This window comes from Nitrospira sp., assembly GCA_015709715.1.
Lineage (GTDB): Bacteria > Nitrospirota > Nitrospiria > Nitrospirales > Nitrospiraceae > Nitrospira_A.
In genome coordinates this window covers 2997633-3018215 of the sequence record CP054184.1, presented here as the reverse complement: position 1 = coordinate 3018215, position 20583 = coordinate 2997633, and the positions used below count along the sequence as shown (strand labels likewise).

Annotated in this window: 20 protein-coding genes; 14 read left to right on the top strand and 6 right to left on the bottom strand. The window is 61.8% G+C overall.

Going from position 1 to position 20583, the window contains the following annotated elements; genetic code table 11:
• Nucleotide 1 precedes the first annotated feature (1 nt).
• Nucleotides 2-1504, bottom strand: coding sequence for a DUF2156 domain-containing protein (locus tag HRU82_14700; protein ID QOJ36113.1), 1503 nt, complete (start codon nucleotides 1502-1504; stop codon nucleotides 2-4).
• Nucleotides 1505-1656: 152 nt separating this feature from the next.
• Here HRU82_14700 and HRU82_14695 point away from each other — a divergent pair, with 152 nt between their 5' ends.
• The 8 genes from HRU82_14695 (at nucleotide 1657) to HRU82_14660 (ending at nucleotide 8522) form a co-directional block, all read left to right on the top strand.
• On the top strand, nucleotides 1657-3216 hold the full coding sequence (locus HRU82_14695) for a hypothetical protein (protein QOJ36112.1): 1560 nt from the start codon (nucleotides 1657-1659) through the stop codon (nucleotides 3214-3216).
• 5 nt (nucleotides 3217-3221) lie between these two features.
• Nucleotides 3222-3467 carry a glutathione S-transferase N-terminal domain-containing protein gene (locus HRU82_14690; GenBank protein ID QOJ36111.1) on the top strand — a complete coding sequence of 82 codons (246 nt, stop codon included), beginning with the start codon at nucleotides 3222-3224 and terminating at the stop codon, nucleotides 3465-3467.
• Between the two features lie 120 nt (nucleotides 3468-3587).
• Nucleotides 3588-4721 (top strand): KamA family radical SAM protein, encoded by a 1134-nt coding sequence (locus HRU82_14685; GenBank protein ID QOJ36110.1) that lies wholly within the window; start codon nucleotides 3588-3590, stop codon nucleotides 4719-4721.
• The gene (locus HRU82_14680) at nucleotides 4718-5869 is read left to right on the top strand and encodes a 2'-deoxycytidine 5'-triphosphate deaminase (protein QOJ36109.1); all 1152 of its coding nucleotides are present in this window, start codon (nucleotides 4718-4720) and stop codon (nucleotides 5867-5869) included. The genes HRU82_14685 and HRU82_14680 overlap by 4 nt, the downstream gene beginning before the upstream one ends.
• Nucleotide 5870: 1 nt before the next feature.
• Nucleotides 5871-6281, top strand: coding sequence for a hypothetical protein (locus HRU82_14675; protein ID QOJ36108.1), 411 nt, complete (start codon nucleotides 5871-5873; stop codon nucleotides 6279-6281).
• Between the two features lie 29 nt (nucleotides 6282-6310).
• Nucleotides 6311-7030, top strand: a complete 720-nt coding sequence (locus tag HRU82_14670) for a glycosyltransferase family 2 protein (GenBank protein QOJ36107.1) — start codon at nucleotides 6311-6313, stop codon at nucleotides 7028-7030.
• Nucleotides 7027-7779 (top strand): glycosyltransferase, encoded by a 753-nt coding sequence (locus HRU82_14665; protein ID QOJ36106.1) that lies wholly within the window; start codon nucleotides 7027-7029, stop codon nucleotides 7777-7779. The genes HRU82_14670 and HRU82_14665 overlap by 4 nt, the downstream gene beginning before the upstream one ends.
• An 8-nt stretch (nucleotides 7780-7787) precedes the next feature.
• Nucleotides 7788-8522 (top strand): SDR family oxidoreductase, encoded by a 735-nt coding sequence (locus HRU82_14660; protein QOJ36105.1) that lies wholly within the window; start codon nucleotides 7788-7790, stop codon nucleotides 8520-8522.
• Between the two features lie 5 nt (nucleotides 8523-8527).
• Here the strand turns inward: HRU82_14660 and HRU82_14655 are convergent, their stop codons facing one another.
• The 3 genes from HRU82_14655 to HRU82_14645 form a co-directional block, all read right to left on the bottom strand.
• Nucleotides 8528-9964: a UbiA family prenyltransferase gene (locus HRU82_14655; protein QOJ36104.1), complete on the bottom strand. Its 1437-nt coding sequence runs from the start codon at nucleotides 9962-9964 to the stop codon at nucleotides 8528-8530.
• 98 nt (nucleotides 9965-10062) lie between these two features.
• On the bottom strand, nucleotides 10063-10386 hold the full coding sequence (locus HRU82_14650) for a glutaredoxin (GenBank protein QOJ36103.1): 324 nt from the start codon (nucleotides 10384-10386) through the stop codon (nucleotides 10063-10065).
• 9 nt (nucleotides 10387-10395) lie between these two features.
• Entirely contained in the window at nucleotides 10396-10638 is a 243-nt protein-coding gene (locus tag HRU82_14645) for a BolA/IbaG family iron-sulfur metabolism protein (protein QOJ36102.1), read from the bottom strand.
• Between the two features lie 146 nt (nucleotides 10639-10784).
• Between HRU82_14645 and HRU82_14640 the strand changes: the two genes are divergently transcribed.
• The 5 genes from HRU82_14640 to HRU82_14620 all read left to right on the top strand — a co-directional run bounded on the left by HRU82_14640 (nucleotide 10785) and on the right by HRU82_14620 (nucleotide 15993).
• Nucleotides 10785-11117 (top strand): hypothetical protein, encoded by a 333-nt coding sequence (locus HRU82_14640; GenBank protein ID QOJ36101.1) that lies wholly within the window; start codon nucleotides 10785-10787, stop codon nucleotides 11115-11117.
• A 210-nt stretch (nucleotides 11118-11327) separates the two neighbouring features.
• Nucleotides 11328-11762, top strand: coding sequence for a response regulator (locus HRU82_14635; GenBank protein QOJ36100.1), 435 nt, complete (start codon nucleotides 11328-11330; stop codon nucleotides 11760-11762).
• Between the two features lie 141 nt (nucleotides 11763-11903).
• Nucleotides 11904-12953 carry a hypothetical protein gene (locus HRU82_14630; GenBank protein ID QOJ36099.1) on the top strand — a complete coding sequence of 350 codons (1050 nt, stop codon included), beginning with the start codon at nucleotides 11904-11906 and terminating at the stop codon, nucleotides 12951-12953.
• Nucleotides 12950-15415, top strand: a complete 2466-nt coding sequence (locus HRU82_14625) for a HAMP domain-containing protein (GenBank protein ID QOJ36098.1) — start codon at nucleotides 12950-12952, stop codon at nucleotides 15413-15415. The genes HRU82_14630 and HRU82_14625 overlap by 4 nt, the downstream gene beginning before the upstream one ends.
• Complete coding sequence (locus HRU82_14620; GenBank protein ID QOJ36097.1) at nucleotides 15400-15993, top strand: DUF3365 domain-containing protein; 594 nt, start codon at nucleotides 15400-15402, stop codon at nucleotides 15991-15993. The genes HRU82_14625 and HRU82_14620 overlap by 16 nt, the downstream gene beginning before the upstream one ends.
• A gap of 48 nt (nucleotides 15994-16041) precedes the next feature.
• Here the strand turns inward: HRU82_14620 and HRU82_14615 are convergent, their stop codons facing one another.
• Together HRU82_14615 and HRU82_14610 are read right to left on the bottom strand one after the other, a co-directional pair.
• Entirely contained in the window at nucleotides 16042-16479 is a 438-nt protein-coding gene (locus tag HRU82_14615) for a polymer-forming cytoskeletal protein (protein QOJ36096.1), read from the bottom strand.
• Nucleotides 16480-16565: 86 nt separating this feature from the next.
• Entirely contained in the window at nucleotides 16566-18869 is a 2304-nt protein-coding gene (locus HRU82_14610) for a PBP1A family penicillin-binding protein (protein QOJ36095.1), read from the bottom strand.
• Nucleotides 18870-19081: 212 nt separating this feature from the next.
• Here HRU82_14610 and HRU82_14605 point away from each other — a divergent pair, with 212 nt between their 5' ends.
• The gene (locus tag HRU82_14605) at nucleotides 19082-20485 is read left to right on the top strand and encodes an outer membrane protein transport protein (GenBank protein QOJ37228.1); all 1404 of its coding nucleotides are present in this window, start codon (nucleotides 19082-19084) and stop codon (nucleotides 20483-20485) included.
• The last annotated feature ends 98 nt before the right edge of the window (nucleotides 20486-20583 follow it).

Genomic DNA, 20583 nt, shown 5'->3' with positions numbered 1-20583 from the left:
GTCAGCTCTCCGTCACAATGTAGTTGGGCAACAGCTGCGCGGGACGATACCACTGCTTTGAGCGCACGAGGCCTGGCAGGGAGGAATCATCCATCGTATTGATCCAGGATGCCCCTTTGCTTCGGGCTTGGCGACAGAATTCACGAAAAATAAACGCCCCCACGCCCGCCACCTGCCGATCGGCCACCTCCAGCATTACGCAAAACACCGTGGGGTTCAACCACAATCCCAGCGTGTAGGCACGGATCCGGCCTTGCACCCGCACCACGGCCCCCGTCAGCCCAAGTGCGTCATGATAGGTCAAGGCGGTCTCATGCGCCCCTCCTGCATCTTCCAACAGCGCCTGACTCCAATCGTCCGCACCAGCCGCCCGTTTCTGTGCCACCCACTCGTCAAATAACCGGAGACATTCGGCTTTATCAGGAGACCCGTATGGCTCCAGCACGCTGCCCTGCTCGCGACTGAACCGGTTGCAGGCCGCGCGTTGCGCACGGTAGGCATCGCCCGCCAAATCAGCCACATCGGCGGCGGCGTAGACATAGTCGGGATCCTTGCAGGTAAGGCGATACCCCAAGGCCCGCAGCTCCGGCACGCGGGCCTCCGGCACATTCTCCACTCGCGTCACGGAAGAGTCTCCATTGTGCCGCCGCATCTCGCGAAACGCGGCCTCAAGCGGCAAGGCCAGGGGGCCCGGTCCCAAGGGAAGCGCCACCATGAACAATCCGTCAGGCGATTCCGCGAAGAGGCACAGATGCCCGTGCAGTTCTCTCCACGAATAGGCCAAGCGGTGCCGCCAGACATAATGGTACGCGAACGAATAGGCCGCGAGCGGCAGGGCCTCCAGACCGGCGGCCGCCAACAAGGCGGCCTCGACGCGATCCCTATCCTGAAGCCTCAGGGCCTGTCGCGGCAGATCGGCCTGCGCCCGCACGATCGCATCGGTCAACCCCGTCAGCGGCCTGATGGGGACCACATCCTCTTGGAAACGCCCGATCAGCTTGGGGTTTCGCGCAATGCGCGCGGCGTGCTCTTCGGCTTCGAGCCAGAGCGCAATGTCATTCGCCGCCCGATCTATGACGGAGGAAGGCTGTTCCTGCAGAAAGGGGCACTTCGTATCCCAGCCCAGCAGTACTCGGCTATAGTCTTTATCCCACATCAAAGCGAAGGGGTACAGACGACAATCCAACGGACGAACGTCATAGATGCGACACTGTGCCGTGACGGGATCGAACGCCGGACAGAGGTACCCATCGCCTTGAGGATTCGACACGACACGGATTTGTGATCCCGCATGAGAGGGGAAATGGCCCGGCGCCACACCGACGGCGATCGCCGCGGCAATTTCTTCAGCCGTGAAGTACGGCCGCAAGAAACTCTCCCGTTCCGGGAAACGGCAACAGACATCGCACTGAAGACAGGTCGAACTGGGCACGATCTGAAGAGGGGAACCAGCCATCGGTTGCCGGGACGTCGCCGGTGAGATCGGTGCGAATGGACTCGCCATGAGAAGCGACCGCATTGTAGCACTAACGTCCGCCGAGGCCTACCCTCACATCGTCGTCGATCCCGAGCCGCGCGGCAAACCCAGGGAAGCCTCTCACCGCCCGCCTGCGGGCGCGCGCCGACTTGTACCGGTGTCAAAACCCGTGATACGATTTGCACCACCTCGACTCCCAATGCGCATGCGACGCAGCCATTGGCACGGCAAGCCTCGAGGAAGACTCTTTGGCACATCCATCACATTTACCCACATCCTTGGGCATCGACGAGTCCCGCCGACGTTGTCTCGCAATCCGTAATGAGCTGGTGCGCGCCGGGGTGTTCGGCCCTGCCCAATCCGGTGGCGAATACCAGGCCGGTGCCGCGTTTCGCATCGCCCCGACCCCTCTGCTGCTCTCGGCCGCCGAGGTCGCCTTCTTCCGTGAACTGGGCCAGCATCTCCTCGCCTTCCACCGCGCCCTGAATCGTCTCTATCTCGACAGTGTCCGCGGCACGCAGCCGGCTTGGGTCGCAGCCTACCTCGACCAAGGGAAGCCGGAGTCTCTGATCACCTACAGCCGAATGAACCGCTTTCGGAATCTCATCCCCGGCATCATTCGGCCGGATGTCATTCCTACTGAAGCCGGCATGGTCATCACAGAGTTGGATTCCGTCCCAGGCGGAATCGGCCTGACACATTGCCTGAGCCGTGCCTATGACGAGCACATTCTCACACCAGGCCGATCGGCGGACGGACCTCGCGGGGGGCCGATGCTGGTCGCCGGGCGCGACGGTATGCTACAGGGGTTTTCGGCCATGGCGCGCGCACAGCAGGGGGAGCATGACGGATGCCTGGCCATCGTCGTCTCGGAAGAGGCGAAGGACTACCGGCCGGAAATGGACTGGCTGGCGCACCGGCTGCGGGAGATCGGGCATCAAGCCTTCTGCGTCGAGCCGCGGGCAGTCCGATTTTCGGAAGAGGGGCTGTTTCTGGACGACCCTGCAGGACCACGGCCGATCGGGTTGCTCTATCGCTTCTTCGAGCTCTTCGATCTGAAAAACATTCCCAAAGCGGAACTCGTCATGTATGCCGCCAAGAAGGGACGCGTCGCCGTCACCCCGCCCTACAAGCCGGCGTTGGAAGAAAAGCTGGCGTTCGCTTTGTTCCACCATCCGGAACTGGCCCCCTTCTGGCAGCACAGCTTGAACACCGACACGATCGAGATCCTACGACGTGCCCTCCCCCGCACGTGGATTCTCGATCCAACCCCCGTACCTCCCACGGCTGTGATCCCGAATCTGACGGTCGGCGGACGCGCTCTGTCGGATTTTCGCCGTCTGGCCCAGACCACCCAGAAAGAGCGGCAGTTGGTGATGAAACCGTCGGGCTTTTCGGAGTTGGCTTGGGGCAGCCGGGGCGTCTCGATCGGACATGACCTCCCGCAAACCGAGTGGGCTGCTGCGATCGAGCGGGCGCTGCAGGCGTTTTCCACCACGCCGTATGTACTCCAGGAATTCCACAAGGGGCGGCTCTTCGAGTCTACCTATTATGATGAGCGCGCAGATGTCGTGGTGCCGATGTCGGGTCGCGCCCGCCTCTCGCCCTATTATTTCGTGGTCGGCGACAAGGCGGAGCTCGGCGGCATCTTGGCCACTCTCTGTCCCGCGGACAAGAAAATTATCCACGGCATGGTGGATGCGGTCATGGTACCCTGTGCCTTGGCGACTGAGGAGTAAGAACAATGGCCTTGACCCTGTATCACGTTCATTGGTGTCCCGATTGTGCCGTCGTCCGTGACCGGCTCAAGGAGCTGAACGTCTCCTACGACGACGTGGTGGTGCCGGATTTCCGCCCCATGCGAAACCAGGTGTATGAGGTGTCCGGCCAATACTACGTCCCGGTGCTGCAAGATGGGGAAACCATCCTCACGGAGACACACGACATCCTCGCCCATCTCGAATCCCGCTACCGCAAGGCAGCCTCGTGACCAGCCGGTTCGCCCCCCACCCTCGCACAGGACGCGTCGCCGACAGATCTCGGCCAGGCGGACAAGGCCCCGGCGCAGGGGCGCGGTCGACCGGACCGGCATCAGCGAAAGGATAGACCCGTGGAGGACTGGAGACGCATCCTGGCTCAGAGTGTCGTCAAGCCGAAAGACCTGGCCGATCAGCTCGGCGTCGATCCGAAAGAGATCGAGGGCATCGTGGGGGACTACCCTATGCGGATCACACCGACCGTACTGTCCACGATCAAGGAAAAGGGTGATGCGATCTGGAAACAGGTCGTCCCGGACCCTGCCGAAATGGCGGATGCCGATGCCGAAGACGATCCGCTCGAAGAGGACCTGATGAGCCCGGTGCCCCACCTGGTGCACCGTTACCCGGACCGGGTGCTGCTCATGGTCACCAATCAATGTCCGATCTATTGCCGCTTCTGTACCCGAAAGCGGCTGGTCGGGAAGCCGGGGTTTCTCAAAAAAGGTGAGTTGGACCGGGCGATCGCCTACCTGCGCGCGCACCAGGAAGTACGCGATGTCATCCTGTCGGGAGGCGATCCGCTACTGCTGCCCGACCACCTGCTCGAACGCATCCTCAAGGCGCTCCGGACCATTCCCCATTTGGAACTCATTCGAATCGGGAGCCGGGTCCCAGGCAGTCTCCCCGAGCGGATTACCCCCAAGCTCTGCGACATCGTGAAGAAGTATCACCCCCTCTATATGAACCTGCACTTCAACCATCCCGATGAACTCACGCCGGAAGTGAAACGTGCCTGCGGAATGCTGGCGGACGCCGGTGTTCCCCTGGGCGCGCAGACTGTGTTACTGAAAGGGGTCAACGACGATCCCGAGGTCATGAAACGGCTCATGCACCAACTCCTGCTGGCGCGAGTGAAACCCTACTACCTCTACCAGGCGGACTTGACGAAGGGCACCAACCACTTCCGAACGTCCGTGGAAAAGGGCCTGCAGATCATCAAGGCGCTGCAGGGCCACACCAGCGGCATGGCGGTGCCCCATTTCGTCATCGATGCCCCCGGCGGCGGCGGCAAGATCCCGCTCCTCCCCGCGGATTATCTGGTCAATCTGGACGAAGACAGCGCTGTACTGCGCAACTATGAGAACAAGACCTACCACTATCCGCAGCCTGGGTCCGGCCAGGGACGCGAATTGCCGATGGTCGGAGCGCATCCGTCCTGGGCCTCGACCGGCAACGGTTGCGACGGCGGGGTGGACCACCTGTGACACGCGCCCTCTCCACCAAGGGAATTCTCCCGTACCAGCAGATTTCGCAACTGATCGCCCGTGGCATCATCACCGGCGACAGCCCGATCGAGGCGCGCCAGATCCAACCGGCCAGCCTTGACCTCCGCCTGGGAAAGAAAGCCTATCGGTTGATCAGCAGCTTCCTGCCCGAGTTGTCCCCGATCAGCAGCCGCCTCGACGTCCTCGATTTTTACCAGTCCGACCTGGTGATGTATGAAATGGACCTCTCGCAGGGAGCCATCCTGGAGAAGGGCCATGTCTACCTGGTGCCGCTCCTGGAACACCTCCATCTGCCGGCCACGTTGCACGCGCGCGCCAACCCCAAAAGCACCACCGGACGGCTGGATGTCTTTACCCGCGTGGTGACCGACCTGACCGCAGGCTTCGACGAAATTCGCCCCGGCTATTGCGGTCCGCTCTACCTGGAAGTCGTCCCCCGATCCTTCGCCATCAAGGTGAAGACCGGCCACTCACTGAATCAGATTCGGTTCGTGCGCGGCGACGCCGCCGTGTCAGACCGGGCGCTGCAAAAGGTCCATGCCGCCGATCCCCTACTGTTCCACAACGCCACGCCGCCCAAACCGCTCAGGCCGAGCGAATTCCGGACCGATCGCGGCCTATTTCTGCGGATCGACCTGACCGGAAGTGATCGCCGCGACGCCGTGATCGGCTATCGGGCCAAGAAAAACAGCCACGTCATCGACCTTTCGAAAATCGGCCATTACGCGGCCCGAGACTTTTGGGAACCCCTGACGCGCCATCGGCACGACAGCCTGCTCCTGGAGCCGGAGGAGTTTTATATCCTCGCCTCCAAGGAACGGATTCGGGTCCCGCCCGGTTACGCCGCGGAAATGGTGGCGTACGAAGCGGCTTGTGGAGAGTTACGCACCCACTATGCAGGGTTCTTCGATCCCGGGTTCGGGTATGGGGACGGCAAAATGCGCGGAACCCAGGTTGTCTTGGAGGTCCGGCCCCACGATGTGCCCTTCCTCATTCACGACGGGCAAACCTTCTTCAAAGTAGTGTATGATCGGATGGTCGAGGTGCCGACGGAGTTGTACGGCGCCACCCTCGGCTCGTCGTACCAACGGCAAGCCCTCACCCTGAGCAAACATTTTAAGGCCTGATATGGCACCCAGCGACTTTCCCGATCCTTCGACCCGTCCGTCCACGCCCCGATCTTCGCGCCACGACCATGACGAGGAAGGTGGGTCGGATCGTCAGTTCCACGTGGCCGGCATGATGATCGGCACCGCCCTCATGTTCATCGGGTTCCTGAACGTGTTCCTGTCGATCAGCGGGGGGTTCGAAATCAACGTGGTGCCGCTGCTCATTTATTTCGGCGGTATCGCCGTCTGGGCCAATGCAGTGGTGGAGAATCCGACCATCCGCTACTCGTTGATGGCCGCCGCCATCCTCATCAGCCTGGCCCTCTTTCACTATGGCGAAGTGCTGTTCTGGCACAAACAGGTCGTATTCTGGTCCACGATCGTCGTGGTGATGTACTTCATGTTCAACGAGCCGAAACGGGCCGCCTGAGCCGGCGGGCGAAATGCCGCCACTCCACGATGACGATCGCCGTCATCATCCCCGTCCTCAACGAATGTCGCTGCATCGGTGGGACCCTGACCCGCACGGGAGCGCTTGGGTTCGACGAGATCGTCGTCGTCGACGGAGGCAGCACCGACGAAACGGTCTCGATCGTCGAAACCCTCGCGAAAGAATCCCCGGAGGTACTAGTCCCCAGATCCGCCTCGCCCATCCGCCTCATCCAGGCTCCACGCGGGCGGGCTCGTCAGTGTAATGCTGGGGCGGCAACCAGCCGGTGCGACGCCTACCTCTTTCTCCATGCCGATACGCAGCTTCCGTCCCATGCCCGGCAAGCCCTAGACAGAACCCTGGCCGATCAGACCTACGTCGGAGGACGTTTCGACGTCCGGTTCGATGCCGATCGCGTTTCCGCGCGCATGGTGAGCTGCCTTATGAACCTACGCTCGCGCCGAACCGGCATCGCCACGGGCGATCAGGCCCTGTTCGTTCGCCGAGATATTTTCGAACAGCTCGGCGGGTTCGCCGACATCCCGCTCATGGAAGACATCGACTTCACCCGTCGCCTCAAGCGGATCGGCCGCCTCGCCCCCTTGCGCGACCAGGTCGTCACGGCCTTTCGACGATGGGAACAGAAAGGCCCCGGGCGTACAATTCTATTGATGTGGACCCTGCGCTTCCTGTACTGGATGGGAGTGAGCCCGTATCGCTTGCAACACTTCTATGGCATGGTGAGATGAGCAAGTCCTCCTCGGAGCGGAAGGTGCGCGCAGCGGCCGCGCTGGTGATTTTCGCCAAAGCCCCTATCGCCGGACAGGTCAAAACGAGACTCTGCCCCGCACTGACGGAAGACGAGGCGGCCACCTTGCATGGCAGCTTTGTACTCGATACCTTGGAACGGACCAAAGCGGCGGTGGGCACATTCAAACTGCTGGTCGACCGCTACCTCGCCTGTTCCCCCTCCTTGACGCACGTCTTCTTCAAGATCATGGAGGCCCGCCATGGAGTCAGCCTCCTCGACCAAGTGGGAGACGACCTGGGCACCCGCATGCATCACACCTTCGAGACGCTCTTCGGGCAAGGCTACCGGCGAGTCTGTCTGGTGGGAACCGACGTCCCGTCTCTGCCATTGACCCACTATCGAGATGCCTTGGAATGGCTCACGCGCCACGACGTGGTGCTCGGGCCCGCCATGGACGGCGGCTATTACCTGATCGGCCTGACCAAACCTCAGCCCTCACTCTTTGCCGACATCCCCTGGTCGACCGATGGGGTGCTGGCCCTGACCGAACAGAAGACCCAGCAGGCTGGATTGAGCACGGCGGTACTTCCGACCTGGCGGGACATCGATACGGTCGAGGACCTCCGCGCCCTCATCGACGACTGCACGGCGGATAAACAACGGTCGAAACAGGAGCGAGTCTTTTCCCAACGGACGGCAGGGACCTTGGAATTGCTCGCCAAACGCCTTCGCACTCGTCAAGGCTAGGAGACACCATGTCGCACCACGTCGCCCTCATCACGGGAGGAGCCAAGGGAATCGGACGGGCCATCGCGCTGGATCTCGCATCCCGGCATTGGTCGGTGGCCATCTGTTATCGCACCAGCGCGGCAGCGGCGGAAGAGACCCGCGCTGCCATTGTGACGCAAGGCGGCCAGGCGCTGGCCGTGCAATGCGACGTCTCGAATCCGCAAGCCGTCCGACAGTTGGTCGCGCAAGTCGAACAACAGTGGGGCCGAATCGACGTCCTGATCAACGGAGCCGGGCCCTACCATCGGATCAATCTGTTCGACGAAACCGTGGAAGGCTGGCGCGAAATGTTCGACGGCAATCTCCATCCCATCTTTTACCTGGCGCAGGCCGTGGTGCCGGGGATGAAAGCGCGGAAGTGGGGGCGGATCGTCAGCTTCAGCATGGCCAATGCCGACCAAATGGTGGCTCAGCCGGACGTAACCGGACATTACATCGCGAAGGCGGGCGTCCTCATCCTCACCAGAACATTGGCCAAACTCCTCGCGCCACACGGCATCACCGTGAACGCCGTCTCTCCGGGCTTCATCGATTCGGGCAGCGCCCCGCCCGAGGAATTGGCCGGAATGGTCAAGCGAATCCCTGCGGGTTATGTCGGCAGCGTCTCGGACGCCGTCGGCGCCGTCCGGTACCTCCTGAGCGAGGACGCGCGCTACGTGAATGGTGCGAACCTGCAATTGAGCGGAGGCTGGGGAATCTAAGCGGGCTATTTGGCGAGAAACAGAATCGCGCCCAGAATGGCGGCCATCGCATAACTTTTCGGATCACGCACCGCGAAAACGACCGGATCGTCATCCATCTGGTTCCGGTAGGCTAACATCCAAATTCGGGTGATCCAGTACAACATGACCGGACAGACCAACCACAACACTTCGGGGTGTGAATAGAGCAGCAACACGTCTTTGCTGCTGATATACAGCGCCAGCACCAAGACCGCCAGCAAACCGCTCGCCGTGCCGATACTGGAAATGTGCTCTTGATCCGAGACCCAGTAGCCCCGGCCATGCAACGCACTTTCATCCATCGTGCTCATCAGCCGCAATTCGGTAAAGCGTTTCACCAGCGCCAGACTCAGAAACAGGAACAACGAAAACGTCAACAACCAATGGGAAGGAACCACGTCGGTCGCCGCCCCGCCCCCATAGATCCGCACGGTATAGAGTTGGGCGAGGACGATGACATCCAACAACACGAACTGCTTCAAGTAGAACGAATAGGCCGTCGTCAACGCGAAATAACCGGCCAGCACGACTAGAAAGGCCGTCGGGAGGGCCAGCGCGAGCAGGAACCCACCGATGAGACAGGCGGCCGCCAGCACCAAGCCGAACGGGATGGAGAGATTCCCCGAGGCAAAGGGACGATGCTTCTTCTTCGGGTGGATGCGGTCAGACGACAGATCGAGACAATCATTCACGATGTACACGGCGGAGGCGGAGAGGCTGAACGCCAAGAATGCGAGACTGGCCTCCAGGAGGGCACGCCCGTTCGTGAATTGATGGCTCGCAATCACCGGCACGAACACGAGGGCATTCTTCGCCCATTGATGCACACGCAAGGCCTTGGCAATAACCTTGAGCCGTCTGGCGGGCGACTCGAACACACGACTGACCGTCGTGAGGGCCCGGGCTCGGCTCACCAAGCCGGGCGGCGCATTGACGACGATGGCCTCCCCCGCCTCCGCCCAGACCGGTAGATCGGCCGTGGAGTTCCCCGCATAGGCGAACTGCCGGACCCCGTAGCGTTTGACCAGCAACGCAACTTTGCGCGCCCCCTTGAGATTGGTCGACGCATCGCTTCCATAGACACGATCCTCGAAGAGACCCAAATGCGCAGCCACCGCCTGCGCATAGAGTACGTGGCTGGCCGTCGCCAAAACCAGTTCACGGCCGGCACGGCGCTCTTCGTCGAGGAATGCGACCAACTCATCATGGTAGGGCAAGGACGTGACATCGACTGCCACCCGACGGGCGATCTCATGCTTGAAATGGGCTTTGCCCTTGAGGAGCCAAAATGGGAATTGAAACAGCAGAAGGGGCTGTTGCTTGAGCAACAGCAAGAGAGACTCCCACAGGAGATCGGTCTTGATGAGAGTCCCATCAAGATCGACACAAAGCGGCTGTCTGCCTCGGACGTCCTCACCCATACGCGCAGCGGGGATTCTATCGGCAAGAGGAGGACCGAACAAGCACTAACCGAGAACTGATCGTCCCGTCATAGTTGCACGTGCCGGACGGCGGATGGTTAGGCGCCGAAGGCCTTTTTCAGCAGGGGCACGACCTCGCCCTTGGCCTCCATCGGATCAAGGATGTCGGTGTCCCCGTAAAATTGGCCGTCGATGAACACCTTGGGCAAGGTCGGCCAGTTGGTCATCCTCGTCAGGGCCTCACGCTTCGCCGGCTGGGACAACACGTCGATGACCTCGTAGGGATACCCATACTTCTCGAAGAAATGCATGGTCTCCCTGGTGAACCCGCACATGGGCATGGTCTTGGTGCCCTTGCCGTAGATCAAGATCTTATTCGCGTTGATCTCGCGCTGGATTTCTTCTTCAATCGGATCAGCCATCTGTCCCTCCTATTTGGCTTCATCCTTGGTCTGTGCCGTAATCTCCAAGGCATGAATGCGGCCGTCCTTCATCGGAGCGGTCAAGGCCTGATACACCAGGCGGTGCCGATCCAACAGATTCTTCCCGATAAACCCATCCGACGTGATCCGCACGATCAGATGGTCTTGGGTCCCGGTCTTATCGACAACGGTCACCTCGGCGTCAGGAAAGACGGCCTGAATATGTGCCGTGACGGATTCGGCGCTGATCATGCTGCGCAGAATAACGTATCCGCGAAGCCGAAGGCAATCGGGCCGGAAACCGACCACCCGCAACACATGGAAATTGGGGCGAGCGCCGGGTAGACTAGGCGCCGATGCTGCTGCCACAGGTCCATGAAGCTGAAAGGAGTTTCGTTATGCGGTTCACTCGGACCACCGTGATCGTCCTCGCCCTGTTGCTCGGATCCCATACGACCCTATCAGTCCGCCCCGCCGCCGCCGGAGCCGGCACCGAGGCCCTTCAAGGCCTGGGCAGCTATTTTTTGACCCTCCCCTACGGAGGCCTCAAGTTGGCGGCCGCCGTCCTCGGCACCGTCGCGGGGGGACTGGGCTTCGTCTTCACCGGAGGCGACAAAGCCATCGCGGGAAAAATCCTGGGGCCCTCGCTCGGAGGCGATTATGTCATCACTCCCGCGCACATTCGCGGCGAGAAAGACCTCCATTTCTTCGGCAGCAAACCGGCCAAGTAAGACACACAGACACATCACCTGCCGGTGGTGCATTTCACCCGGCCTGGTGGATTTCCACCACCAGGCCTACCTTCCCCACCTCTCCCCTGGCCACAGAAACCAACGAAATAGCGCGATTCTTCTGCTTGTCGCCCATGGCATAGCAGTTGCGAGAGGTCTCCACGAGAGCGGATGGAGTCAACAACAGCCGTCACACCAAGGAGGGGGATCATGGGAGAATTCAAATCGGGCTTCTTCATGAGTGAGTCTGCCTGCAATGGTCGCGTGCTCGTCGTGGACGACGAACCCGACATTCGCAAAGTCGTGCGCATGACCTTGCAAAAAGCCGGGTACGAAGTGCTTGAGGCGGAAAACGGCGAAAAGGCCATCGAAACCATCAATTCGGGCGAAAATCGGCTCTTGCTCGATGTCCTGATCTGCGATATCCGCATGCCGAAGATCAACGGCGTCGAAGCCATCGCTTATTTCCAACGCGAATGGCCTCGCGTGCCGATCATTGTTCTGACCGGTTTCCCTGATACGGATATGGCGACCTCGTTCCTGCGGAGCGGCGTCGTGGACTACCTGGTCAAGCCGGTGGAAGGAGAGAAGCTGCGTACGGCGGTGGCCAGGGCCATGGAGCAACGGGAACTGGCCCGCTTGTGATTCAGCGGCATCACCATGGTCCCCATCAATCCGCTTCCGCTCAGGGGAGGCCGTTCAAGCCTTCCCTGGCAGGGGCGGGGGAAGGGAAGGAGCCGACCGGAACCGGCGGAGGTCGGCGCGTGTCATCCAGGGAAGGGAGCCATGACCATAAGTCCGACGAAAATCGCCATCATCGGCGCCGGCAAAGGCGGCGTCGCGCTGCTCGAACTGCTGCACCAGATTCCCGAGGTCGACATCGTCGGGATTGCCGATAAAGATCCTTCGGCTCCCGGCCTCAGACGAGCCCGAGACCTGCGCATACCCGTCGCCGAGCGAGTCCAGGATCTGATCCAGAACCACGGGGTTCACCTGATCATGGATGTCACGGGAGACGCCGCCATGGGAGCCGTCATCCATGCGCTGAAGCGCCCCGGTGCCGAGGTCCTGAGCGGGGCCGCCACGCATCTCCTGTGGAATCTCGTCCAACATCAATCCAGGCTGGAAGCGGAACTGTTCCAAGCCGACAAACTGGCAGGGATCGGGTCTTTTGCCGCCGGCATCGCCCATGACATCAACAACCCGCTCCAGTTGATCCTCGGGCTCGCGGAAAACTTGATGGACGAAACCAACCTGGAAGCCGTGCACGAACAGGCCCGCGACATCACGGAAGCCGTCAAGCGCACCAGCGCCATCTGTCGCGACCTAACCCGTTATGCGAGACGCAACGGCAACGGGGAAGCGGGTCCCGTCAACCTCAATCTGAAGATGGACGAAGCCTTGAAGATCGCCCGATATGCCGTCGCGCTCCAAGACATCACGGTGATCAAACACTATGCGGAACAGGCCACGGTGCAGGGGAATCCCGACGAGTTGCTCCACGTCTTCGTGAATCTGATCACCAACGCTGTCCAAGCCATGAGCGCCCGTGGAACCCTGACCCTGACCACCACCGTCGCCCCCGACGGATTGGTCATCGCCTCCGTCGGCGACACCGGCTGCGGCATTCCGAAGGAGCTGTTCTCGAAAATCTTTGACCCGCTGTTTACGACGAAACCGCCGGGGAAAGGCACCGGCCTGGGGTTGTACAATGTGATGTCGGTGATCTCCAAAATGGAGGGTCACATTTGCGTCGAGAGCGACGTGGGAGTCGGCACGATCTTCCACATCGAATTTCCCCCGGTCCGATCGACGGTGCCCTGTGTGTCCCCATGACGATCTCGAAAGCCCTCGGGTGGGGGCTGAAGCGCAAACTCATCATCTCCATGCTGTTGGTCGGCGTGGTTCCCCTGCTGCTCGGACTCGGCTTGGCGTTTCTCCAAGGCTCCAAAGAAATCCACGTGGTCAGCGGCGAAAGTTTTCAGGCGCTGGCCACCGAGGCGGCGCGTAAACTGGACCTCTTGGTCGCGGAAGAAGTGGCCAGGACGTCTCGCATCGCCGTCCACCCCGACATCATCCGGGCTTTGGAGCAACGCCGGGATCTGCTCCTCACCTCGGACAAGAGCCCCGAACGGACGGCCCTCGCCAAGATCCGGACGAGCTGGGCCACACGAGAGGCGGCCACCGTCAAGGCGATCACGGAGAATCCCACCGCCCTTCTGCTCCGTTCCTTTTACGCCGGCGCGCAACACGAATCGGATCTGCTGCTCCCGCAAGTGGTGCGAGCCGCGACCAAGAAGTTGTTCATTACGGACATGCAGGGCAATCTCTTTGCCGCCCTCACGACAAAACCCGAGTACGTCCATAGCGAGCATGCCTGGTGGAAAGGTACCTTCAACAAGGGTGTGGGCCAGCTCTTTATCGAAGATCTGCACTTTGACGAGGAATCCAAGGCCTATGTGTTCAGTATTTCGCTGCCGATCATGGACAGCTTGCGGTATGAGGTGGTCGGAATCCTCCATCGTGTGATCGACGCCAAGGAATTTTTCTCGCCCGCCACCCACCCCATTCGCTTCGGCAAAACCGGCCACGTCATGCTGATCGACAGCCGCGGCGTCGTCCTGAGCTGCCCGATCTTGCCAGCCGGCGTCCGCCTCTCCGACCCGGCGCTCGCGCCGCGTGTGACCCTGCGAGAGCCGGGGTGGGTCACCGCCGACAGCGACGGCCATGGCGGCCAAGGCACGGCCATCATCGGCTTTGCCCCCCTGCCGGAAACGAGCCGTGCCACGAACGGGTCTCTGGATCAGGGCAGCTGGCATACCTTCGTCTGGCAATCCTCCGACGAACTCTTCGCGCCCATTCGACACCTCATGTCCTGGATGGTCATCCTGGCCGGTTTTGCCCTGGTCCTGCTGGCCACGCTCGGATACCTGGCCGCCAGTCGCATCGTCACGCCAGTGCGCCGGTTGCAGGAGGCGGCACGCCTCATTGGCCGTGGCGAGCTGCGCGAACCGATCCAGATTCGCACGGGGGATGAGCTTGAAGAGCTGGCGTTGGAGTTCAATCGCATGCACGACCAGCTGGAAGCAGCCTTTGCCGGCCTCACCACCCAGGTCGAGGAAAAAACGCACGAGGTCCAGGTGCTGCAGAAATCCACCGACCAAGTGCTCGACGCCGTCCCCACGCCGATCATCATGATCGACCAGCAAAACCGGGTACAGTATATGAACCGGGCCTCGCGCGAGGCACTGGAAACGGCTGCCGGGGATTGGAACGCGCGCCCGCTCTTTGAGATCCTCCACCTCGACCCGTTCCACCGCGAGGCCCTGCAGCGCGACTTGCATGCCGTCAAACAAGGACCCACCACAGACCACCCACGTGATCCTCGCGATGACGTACCGAAACCGGCGCGGGACCCGCTGGCTCCCACGGTCGGGCAGCGGGGGGCTTCAGGCCGCCGAGAACTCACCATCGGCAATCACCAGTACCACTATGAATGGTTCCCCCTCGAAAGCCGCAGCGGCAGCGGCACACGATTCGGCTTGGTGCTGCGCGACACGACGGAGGAGAGTCGGCTGCAGGACCAGCTGATTCAGGCGGAGAAATCCGGGAGCCTCGATGTCCTCACCGCCGGCATCGGACACGAACTCAACAATCCGCTGTTTGGGATTCTAGGCCTGGGAGAGGCTATTCAGGAAGAAGGTGACTTGGCGCGCGCCAAAGGATATGCGCAGGACATCGTCGACCACGGCAAGAAGATGGCCGCGATCATCCGAGATTTTACCGGCGTCACCGCGCGCGAGTCGAAGAATCAACGCGTGCCGGTCGATGTGACCGCGCAGCTGGAACAGGCCCTGGCGATCGTGCAGACCTCCCAGGATTGCCTCGGTCTTAACGTGCAAAAACATTACATGGCGGTGCCCCCCGTGACGGCGCTCCCCGACCAGCTTCGGCTGGCGTTTATCAATGTTCTCACCAATGCGATGCAGGCCATGGGAGGGCAAGGTAATCTCTGGTTGAGCACGGAGGAGCAGGGCGGGCTCATCACCGTCAAGATCCGCGACAACGGGCCGGGCATTCTCAAGCAACACTTGGGGAAAGTGTTCGACCCATTCTTCACCACCAAGGGGCAAGGAGAAGGCTCCGGCTTGGGGCTGACCGTCGCCCAACGGCTGATCAAAAAGTTCGGCGGCGAAATCAAACTGGAGAGCACGGAGGGGCAGGGCACCACCTGCGTCATCACGCTCCCGGCGGACAAGACGGGGGTGCGGAAGGAGGAACCATGCGTCCCATCCTGACCATCATCCGGAGAGGCTCATTCTGGCTTGGACTGGGCCTGGCTTGCGCGTCGACCTATTCGCTGGCCGCCAAGGATCCTCCTCCCCCGCCGGGCATCGCCCCGGAAAGGGTCGCGGATTATGTACACGCTGTGCTGGACGCCGACCGCACCATCTATACCGACAAGGTTGTAAACCGCATGCAGGCGAAAGGTATCGTTTCGGCCGCGGAGCATTGGGAACACGAGAATGCGCTGCCGCTTCCCGCGCAGTTCCTCCAACACTCAGGCAAACTCGTGGCGGAATCGGGGCGAGGCATCCGCTATCGCCTTATCAGCCTGTGGCCGATTTATCAGCGCAATGCCCCGGCCACGGATCTGGAGCGTCAAGCGTTGGAGAGTTTCGCCAAGACACCCGACCGCGCCTATACCGGCATCGTCACCAGCGGCCGTAAGCAATACTTTCAGGCGGTCTATGCCGATCGCGCGAGTTCCATCGCTTGCGTGAAATGCCACAACCACCACCCGCTCAGTCCCAAGCGTGACTTCGCGCTGAACGACGTGATCGGCGGGATGACGATCACGATCCCGTTGGATTGAGGGGGAACCGCTGAGGCTTGTTGCAGAAGGCTGGGATTGCTTGACCTGTCAGGCATTCTCCGCCATGGCGGCAACCGTCTTGGGCCGCTGCATGGCCAACTCTCGGACATTGTCGGGCAACTTGTGCCCTTCCTCACCGGAGAGAGCGACGCCCATATCGGACAGTCCCTGAAACTTCGCCCCGTCTTCCATCGCAAAAGCCGGCGTATGGACTTCGCCGACCAACACGCCGGTCTTGAGTAATTGCACTCGCTCCATCGCCCGCACGTTCGCCTTGATTTTTCCACTGCTGATGAGTGTGCCGGCCGTGATGGTACCTTGGACGACGCCGTCCTCCCCGACGACGACGGTGCCGGCCGTGTGCAGATCGCCTTCGAGACGCCCGTCGATCCGCACGGTGCCCTCGACGCGAATCTCGCCTCTGAGCAGGACCCCTTTGGCCAGAAGGGTGATATTGTCGTGTTCCACAAAGCCGGGCTTCTTCATCACAAACTCCTTGTCACGTGCAGTGGTGGGTGAACCAGGCGACCATCCGAACATGGACCGAGCCTACACCAGCTCATTTCTCGCACCTAGGAAAAACCAAAACTGCGTTTGAGTCGCTCCCAGAATCCACTGCCGTGCACTTCGCAATAGGCCGATGGCTCCGTGCCGTCGATGAACAGTTCCGCCGTCCGCTGCGGGCAACGCGAGGTCGCCAATTGCCCGGTCGACGGATCGATCTCTCGTGCCACCACTGCCGACGGCTGAGAGAAACTCTGCGGCCCGGCCGGTTGGACCCGCCGCATGAAATCCACCCAGATCGGCAGAGCCGCCTGCGCACCCGTCAGGTGCAGAGCCCCCTCTTCGTCGAATCCCACCCATAACCCGGCCACGACCTCGGGGGTGTAGCCGACAAACCAGGCATCGCGGTACCCGTCGGTCGTCCCCGTCTTGCCGGCCACCGGCCCACGTAGACCCAGTCCCTTCGCCCTGGCCGCCGTGCCGCGTTCCATCACCCCTTGCAGCAAAGAGGTCATCACATACGCCGCCTGTGGCGAGACCGCCTGCCGCCGCTCGGGCGTATGGCGCCACGTGCTATTCCCGTCAGCCGTGAATACCGCCCGCAGCGCCGTCGGCGCCACATACAGGCCGTCATGCGCCAGCGCGCCGTAGGCCGAGGTGATTTCGAGGAGGGACACGGCGGACGTACCCAACGCAATGGACAGATTATCGGCCAGGGGGCTTCGGATGCCCAAACCTCGGGCGGTCGCGAGAATCCGTTTGATGCCGACCATCTGCGCGACCTTGACCGCAGGCACGTTCAACGACTGTTCGATCGTGGTTCGCACCGATACCGTGCCATGGAACTTGTGATCGTAGTTCTGCGGCGCCCACACTCCGGTGCCGGATTCGAATTGCACGGGCTCATCCGCGATCAACGTAGCCGCGGTGATCGGCTGTCCGCCCGGCAATTCCCGCCGAGCTTCCAATGCCGCCAACACCACCAACGGCTTGAACAGCGAACCGGGTTGACGTTTGGCCTGCACCGCGCGGTTGAATTGGCTGGCGCGGTAGTCACGGCTCCCCTCCATCGCCAGGATCGATCCGGTGGCCGGATCCAGCGCCACGATGGCCCCTTGCAGAGGCTCAGACGGCCTCACGAGCGCCGGATAGGTGCCTTCCAGCTTACTCAACCCACCAGCCAACGCCTGGGTGGCTGCCTGCTGGAGCAAAGGATCAAGGGTCGTATACACGCGGGCCCCGTCCGGAAGCGGCGCGCCCGTCGACTCCTCCACCTGCCGCAGCAGATAATCCACGAAGAAGGGGGCATCGGCCAGGACCTCCTGCGGCGGCATGACGCGAACCGGCGCTGCCGAGGCACGTCGCCACTCTTCCTCGCTCACAAGGCTTTGGTCATGAAGTCGCGCGAGCACGATGCCACGCCGCTGTTGCGCCGCCACCGGATTCCGCAGCGGAGAATAGGTGTTGGGCCCCTTGATCATGCCGACCAAGAGTGCAGTCTCCTCCAGCGTGAGGGTATCCACCGACTTGCCGAAGTATCGATGCGCCGCCTCGTTCACCCCGTAGATCGAGACGGACCCGACCTGGCCGAGGTAGATCTCGTTCACGTAACTTTCCAGAATGGCCTTCTTGCGGTATTTGGCCTCCAAAACCAAGGCCGCGACCGATTCTTTCAGTTTCCGTCCCAGCGTGCGTTGTGGAGAGTAGAACAGGTTTTTGGCCAACTGCTGCGTGATGGTGCTGCCGCCTTGCAGGACGGTGCCGCGGACCACATTCGCCCAGAGCGCGCGCCCTACGGCCACCGGATCGATGCCCGGATGGGTAAAGAATCGCCGGTCCTCGATCGCCAGCAGCACGTCGATGAATCGGGCGGGAATATCGTCATAGGCGACCCAGTCGCGGACCTGCCTGGACGCGCCGCGCAACCCACTGATCAGCTGCGGCTCCAAATAGGCGGGAAACAGGTCTTCTCCGGTGGAAGCGGACAGCACCCGCGTGATGCGCCCATCGGCGACGAGCAACCTGACCGGCATCGACCGCAGGTGGAGATCCGGAAACTCATGGAGGTAGATGTCGATGGCGCCAGCCGTCGCACGATACTCTCCGCTCCGACGCACCACGTCCTCGACCGGATGGTAGCCCAGGCGGCGCAACCGCTCGATGAGCTGAGAAGCGGCCAAATCGACATCGGGCTTGAGCAGAAACGGCGCGCCATAGATCAGGCGGGGTGGATGGTCTTCACCCGTGGGCAGCGCCAGGTTGGCGGAGAGGTAGAGACCGTAGGCCACGGCCAGAACAGTCACGGCGAATAGGGCGGCCGCCAAGGCCAGGATCCCCCGCAACAGCCAGCGCGTGCCGAACCTCACCGCCATGTCTCCATGGAACGGAGCATACGCGATCCGTCGCCTGAAATCACATCCGATCGGCCGACCCGACAGGCCCCCGAGGAGGCCGCGCTTGACAAACTCCGCTCTGTTCTCTTAGATGGGCGCCACAGTCGATTCATAATACAGCATTCTACCTAGTCGAAACACTGACAAGGAGTTCTTCGGTGATCAACAGAGCAGCGGGCCGCGAACGGAAAATGGATCGGCCACGGGGCGAGCGGTCGGATCGACATGGCGCCGGGCGAGCGGGCACGTGGATCCTCCTGCTTGCACTGCTGTCGATTGCGGCCCCGCTTCCCGCCCTGGCCGGAAGTTTCCGCATTTACGACCATGGTGCCTCGGCAGCCGGCCAAGCCGCTGCCTTCACCGCACAGGCCGACGATCCCTCGGCCGGTTATTACAATCCGGCCGGGATGACGCAGCTCCGAGGCGTCCAGTTGTCCGCGGGCGCCACCTTGATGAGCGGCCAATTCTCCTTTCAGAATGCGGCCGGCACCCAGATACAGGGGGACCTCCGAGGCAGCGTCGCCCTGCCGCCACCTTCGAATCTCTACCTGACCGCCAATCTGAAAGACCTCGGCATCGGCTCCTACGACAGCCTGGCAGTGGGATTGGCCGTCTTCAATCCGTTCGGCACCCTCACCCGCTGGTCGGACGGCGGGCCCTTCGCCACCGCCACAACCAAAGCCGCCTTCGAACTGCTCGACATCCGGCCCTCCCTCGCCTTCCGGCCCCATCCGGATCTGGCGATCGGCCTGGGGGCGGACATCTATACGTTCTCAGGAGTCTTCGGCGAGGGGCAGGTGGAGCGCCAATTCCGTTGGGCGGGGGGGCTCGGCATCCCAGCCGGCACACCGATGGAATTGAACGGCCGGGACACGGCCGCCGGCTTCAATGCCAGCCTGCTCTACACACCGCTCCGGAACGAGGATGGGCTGCCGCTCGTCAACATCGGCCTGATCTACCGGAGCCAAGCGACTCTCCACCTCGACGGTCAACTGATGGCCGGAGGCAGCCGCGTAGCAGATGCCCGATCGACCTTCGTGGTGCCGCAGGTCTTCACCGGTGGAATCGCCATCTGGCCAGTCCGCAACAAGGAGCGCGAGTGGAAGCTGGAATTGGACGTCGATTACACCGGCTGGAAATCCGTGCGTAACAGCAATGCTTCGCTGTCCAATGGCCTCACGATCGCGACCCCGGCCAATTGGTCGAGCGGCTACACGGTCATGATCGGAACCGAGCATAAGTGGCTGAAGCCCGCAGCCCTGCCGGATTGGGACATCGCCCTGCGCGGCGGCTATTGGCATTCTCAGAAGGCGATTCCCGATCAGACCTTCAACCCGGCCATCCCCGACGGGGACAACCATGCCATTTCCACCGGCATCGGGTTCATGTGCCGGGGAAACGGGCGATTCTTCGGGGTGATTCCCTGCGGAGGGTCCGACAAGGCGCTTCGCCCCAAGGGCCTCGGCATCGATCTGGCTTACCAGGCGATCCTCTATGAAGACCGAACCATCGTCGGCAACGTAAACCCGACGGTCAACGGCACCTACCGCAGCACCTTGCATGTCGGGGCCGTAAATCTACGGGTGATTTTTTGATGCTCCCGTGGAATCCTGCTAGAGTGCCTGGTATCCGAGGCAGGGACGTTTCGTAACCGCGGGACTGACGACGAGCCGAAACAGTCGGCCCTCGCGGC

Coding starts and splice junctions, on each gene's coding strand:
- HRU82_14700 (QOJ36113.1), bottom strand. CDS start 1,504: ATGGCGAGTCCATTCGCACCGATCTCACCGGCGACGTCCCGGCAACCG.
- HRU82_14690 (QOJ36111.1), top strand. CDS start 3,222: ATGGCCTTGACCCTGTATCACGTTCATTGGTGTCCCGATTGTGCCGTC.
- HRU82_14675 (QOJ36108.1), top strand. CDS start 5,871: ATGGCACCCAGCGACTTTCCCGATCCTTCGACCCGTCCGTCCACGCCC.
- HRU82_14670 (QOJ36107.1), top strand. CDS start 6,311: ATGACGATCGCCGTCATCATCCCCGTCCTCAACGAATGTCGCTGCATC.
- HRU82_14665 (QOJ36106.1), top strand. CDS start 7,027: ATGAGCAAGTCCTCCTCGGAGCGGAAGGTGCGCGCAGCGGCCGCGCTG.
- HRU82_14660 (QOJ36105.1), top strand. CDS start 7,788: ATGTCGCACCACGTCGCCCTCATCACGGGAGGAGCCAAGGGAATCGGA.
- HRU82_14655 (QOJ36104.1), bottom strand. CDS start 9,964: ATGGGTGAGGACGTCCGAGGCAGACAGCCGCTTTGTGTCGATCTTGAT.
- HRU82_14650 (QOJ36103.1), bottom strand. CDS start 10,386: ATGGCTGATCCGATTGAAGAAGAAATCCAGCGCGAGATCAACGCGAAT.
- HRU82_14645 (QOJ36102.1), bottom strand. CDS start 10,638: ATGATCAGCGCCGAATCCGTCACGGCACATATTCAGGCCGTCTTTCCT.
- HRU82_14640 (QOJ36101.1), top strand. CDS start 10,785: ATGCGGTTCACTCGGACCACCGTGATCGTCCTCGCCCTGTTGCTCGGA.
- HRU82_14635 (QOJ36100.1), top strand. CDS start 11,328: ATGGGAGAATTCAAATCGGGCTTCTTCATGAGTGAGTCTGCCTGCAAT.
- HRU82_14630 (QOJ36099.1), top strand. CDS start 11,904: ATGACCATAAGTCCGACGAAAATCGCCATCATCGGCGCCGGCAAAGGC.
- HRU82_14625 (QOJ36098.1), top strand. CDS start 12,950: ATGACGATCTCGAAAGCCCTCGGGTGGGGGCTGAAGCGCAAACTCATC.
- HRU82_14620 (QOJ36097.1), top strand. CDS start 15,400: ATGCGTCCCATCCTGACCATCATCCGGAGAGGCTCATTCTGGCTTGGA.
- HRU82_14615 (QOJ36096.1), bottom strand. CDS start 16,479: ATGAAGAAGCCCGGCTTTGTGGAACACGACAATATCACCCTTCTGGCC.
- HRU82_14610 (QOJ36095.1), bottom strand. CDS start 18,869: ATGGCGGTGAGGTTCGGCACGCGCTGGCTGTTGCGGGGGATCCTGGCC.
- HRU82_14605 (QOJ37228.1), top strand. CDS start 19,082: ATGGATCGGCCACGGGGCGAGCGGTCGGATCGACATGGCGCCGGGCGA.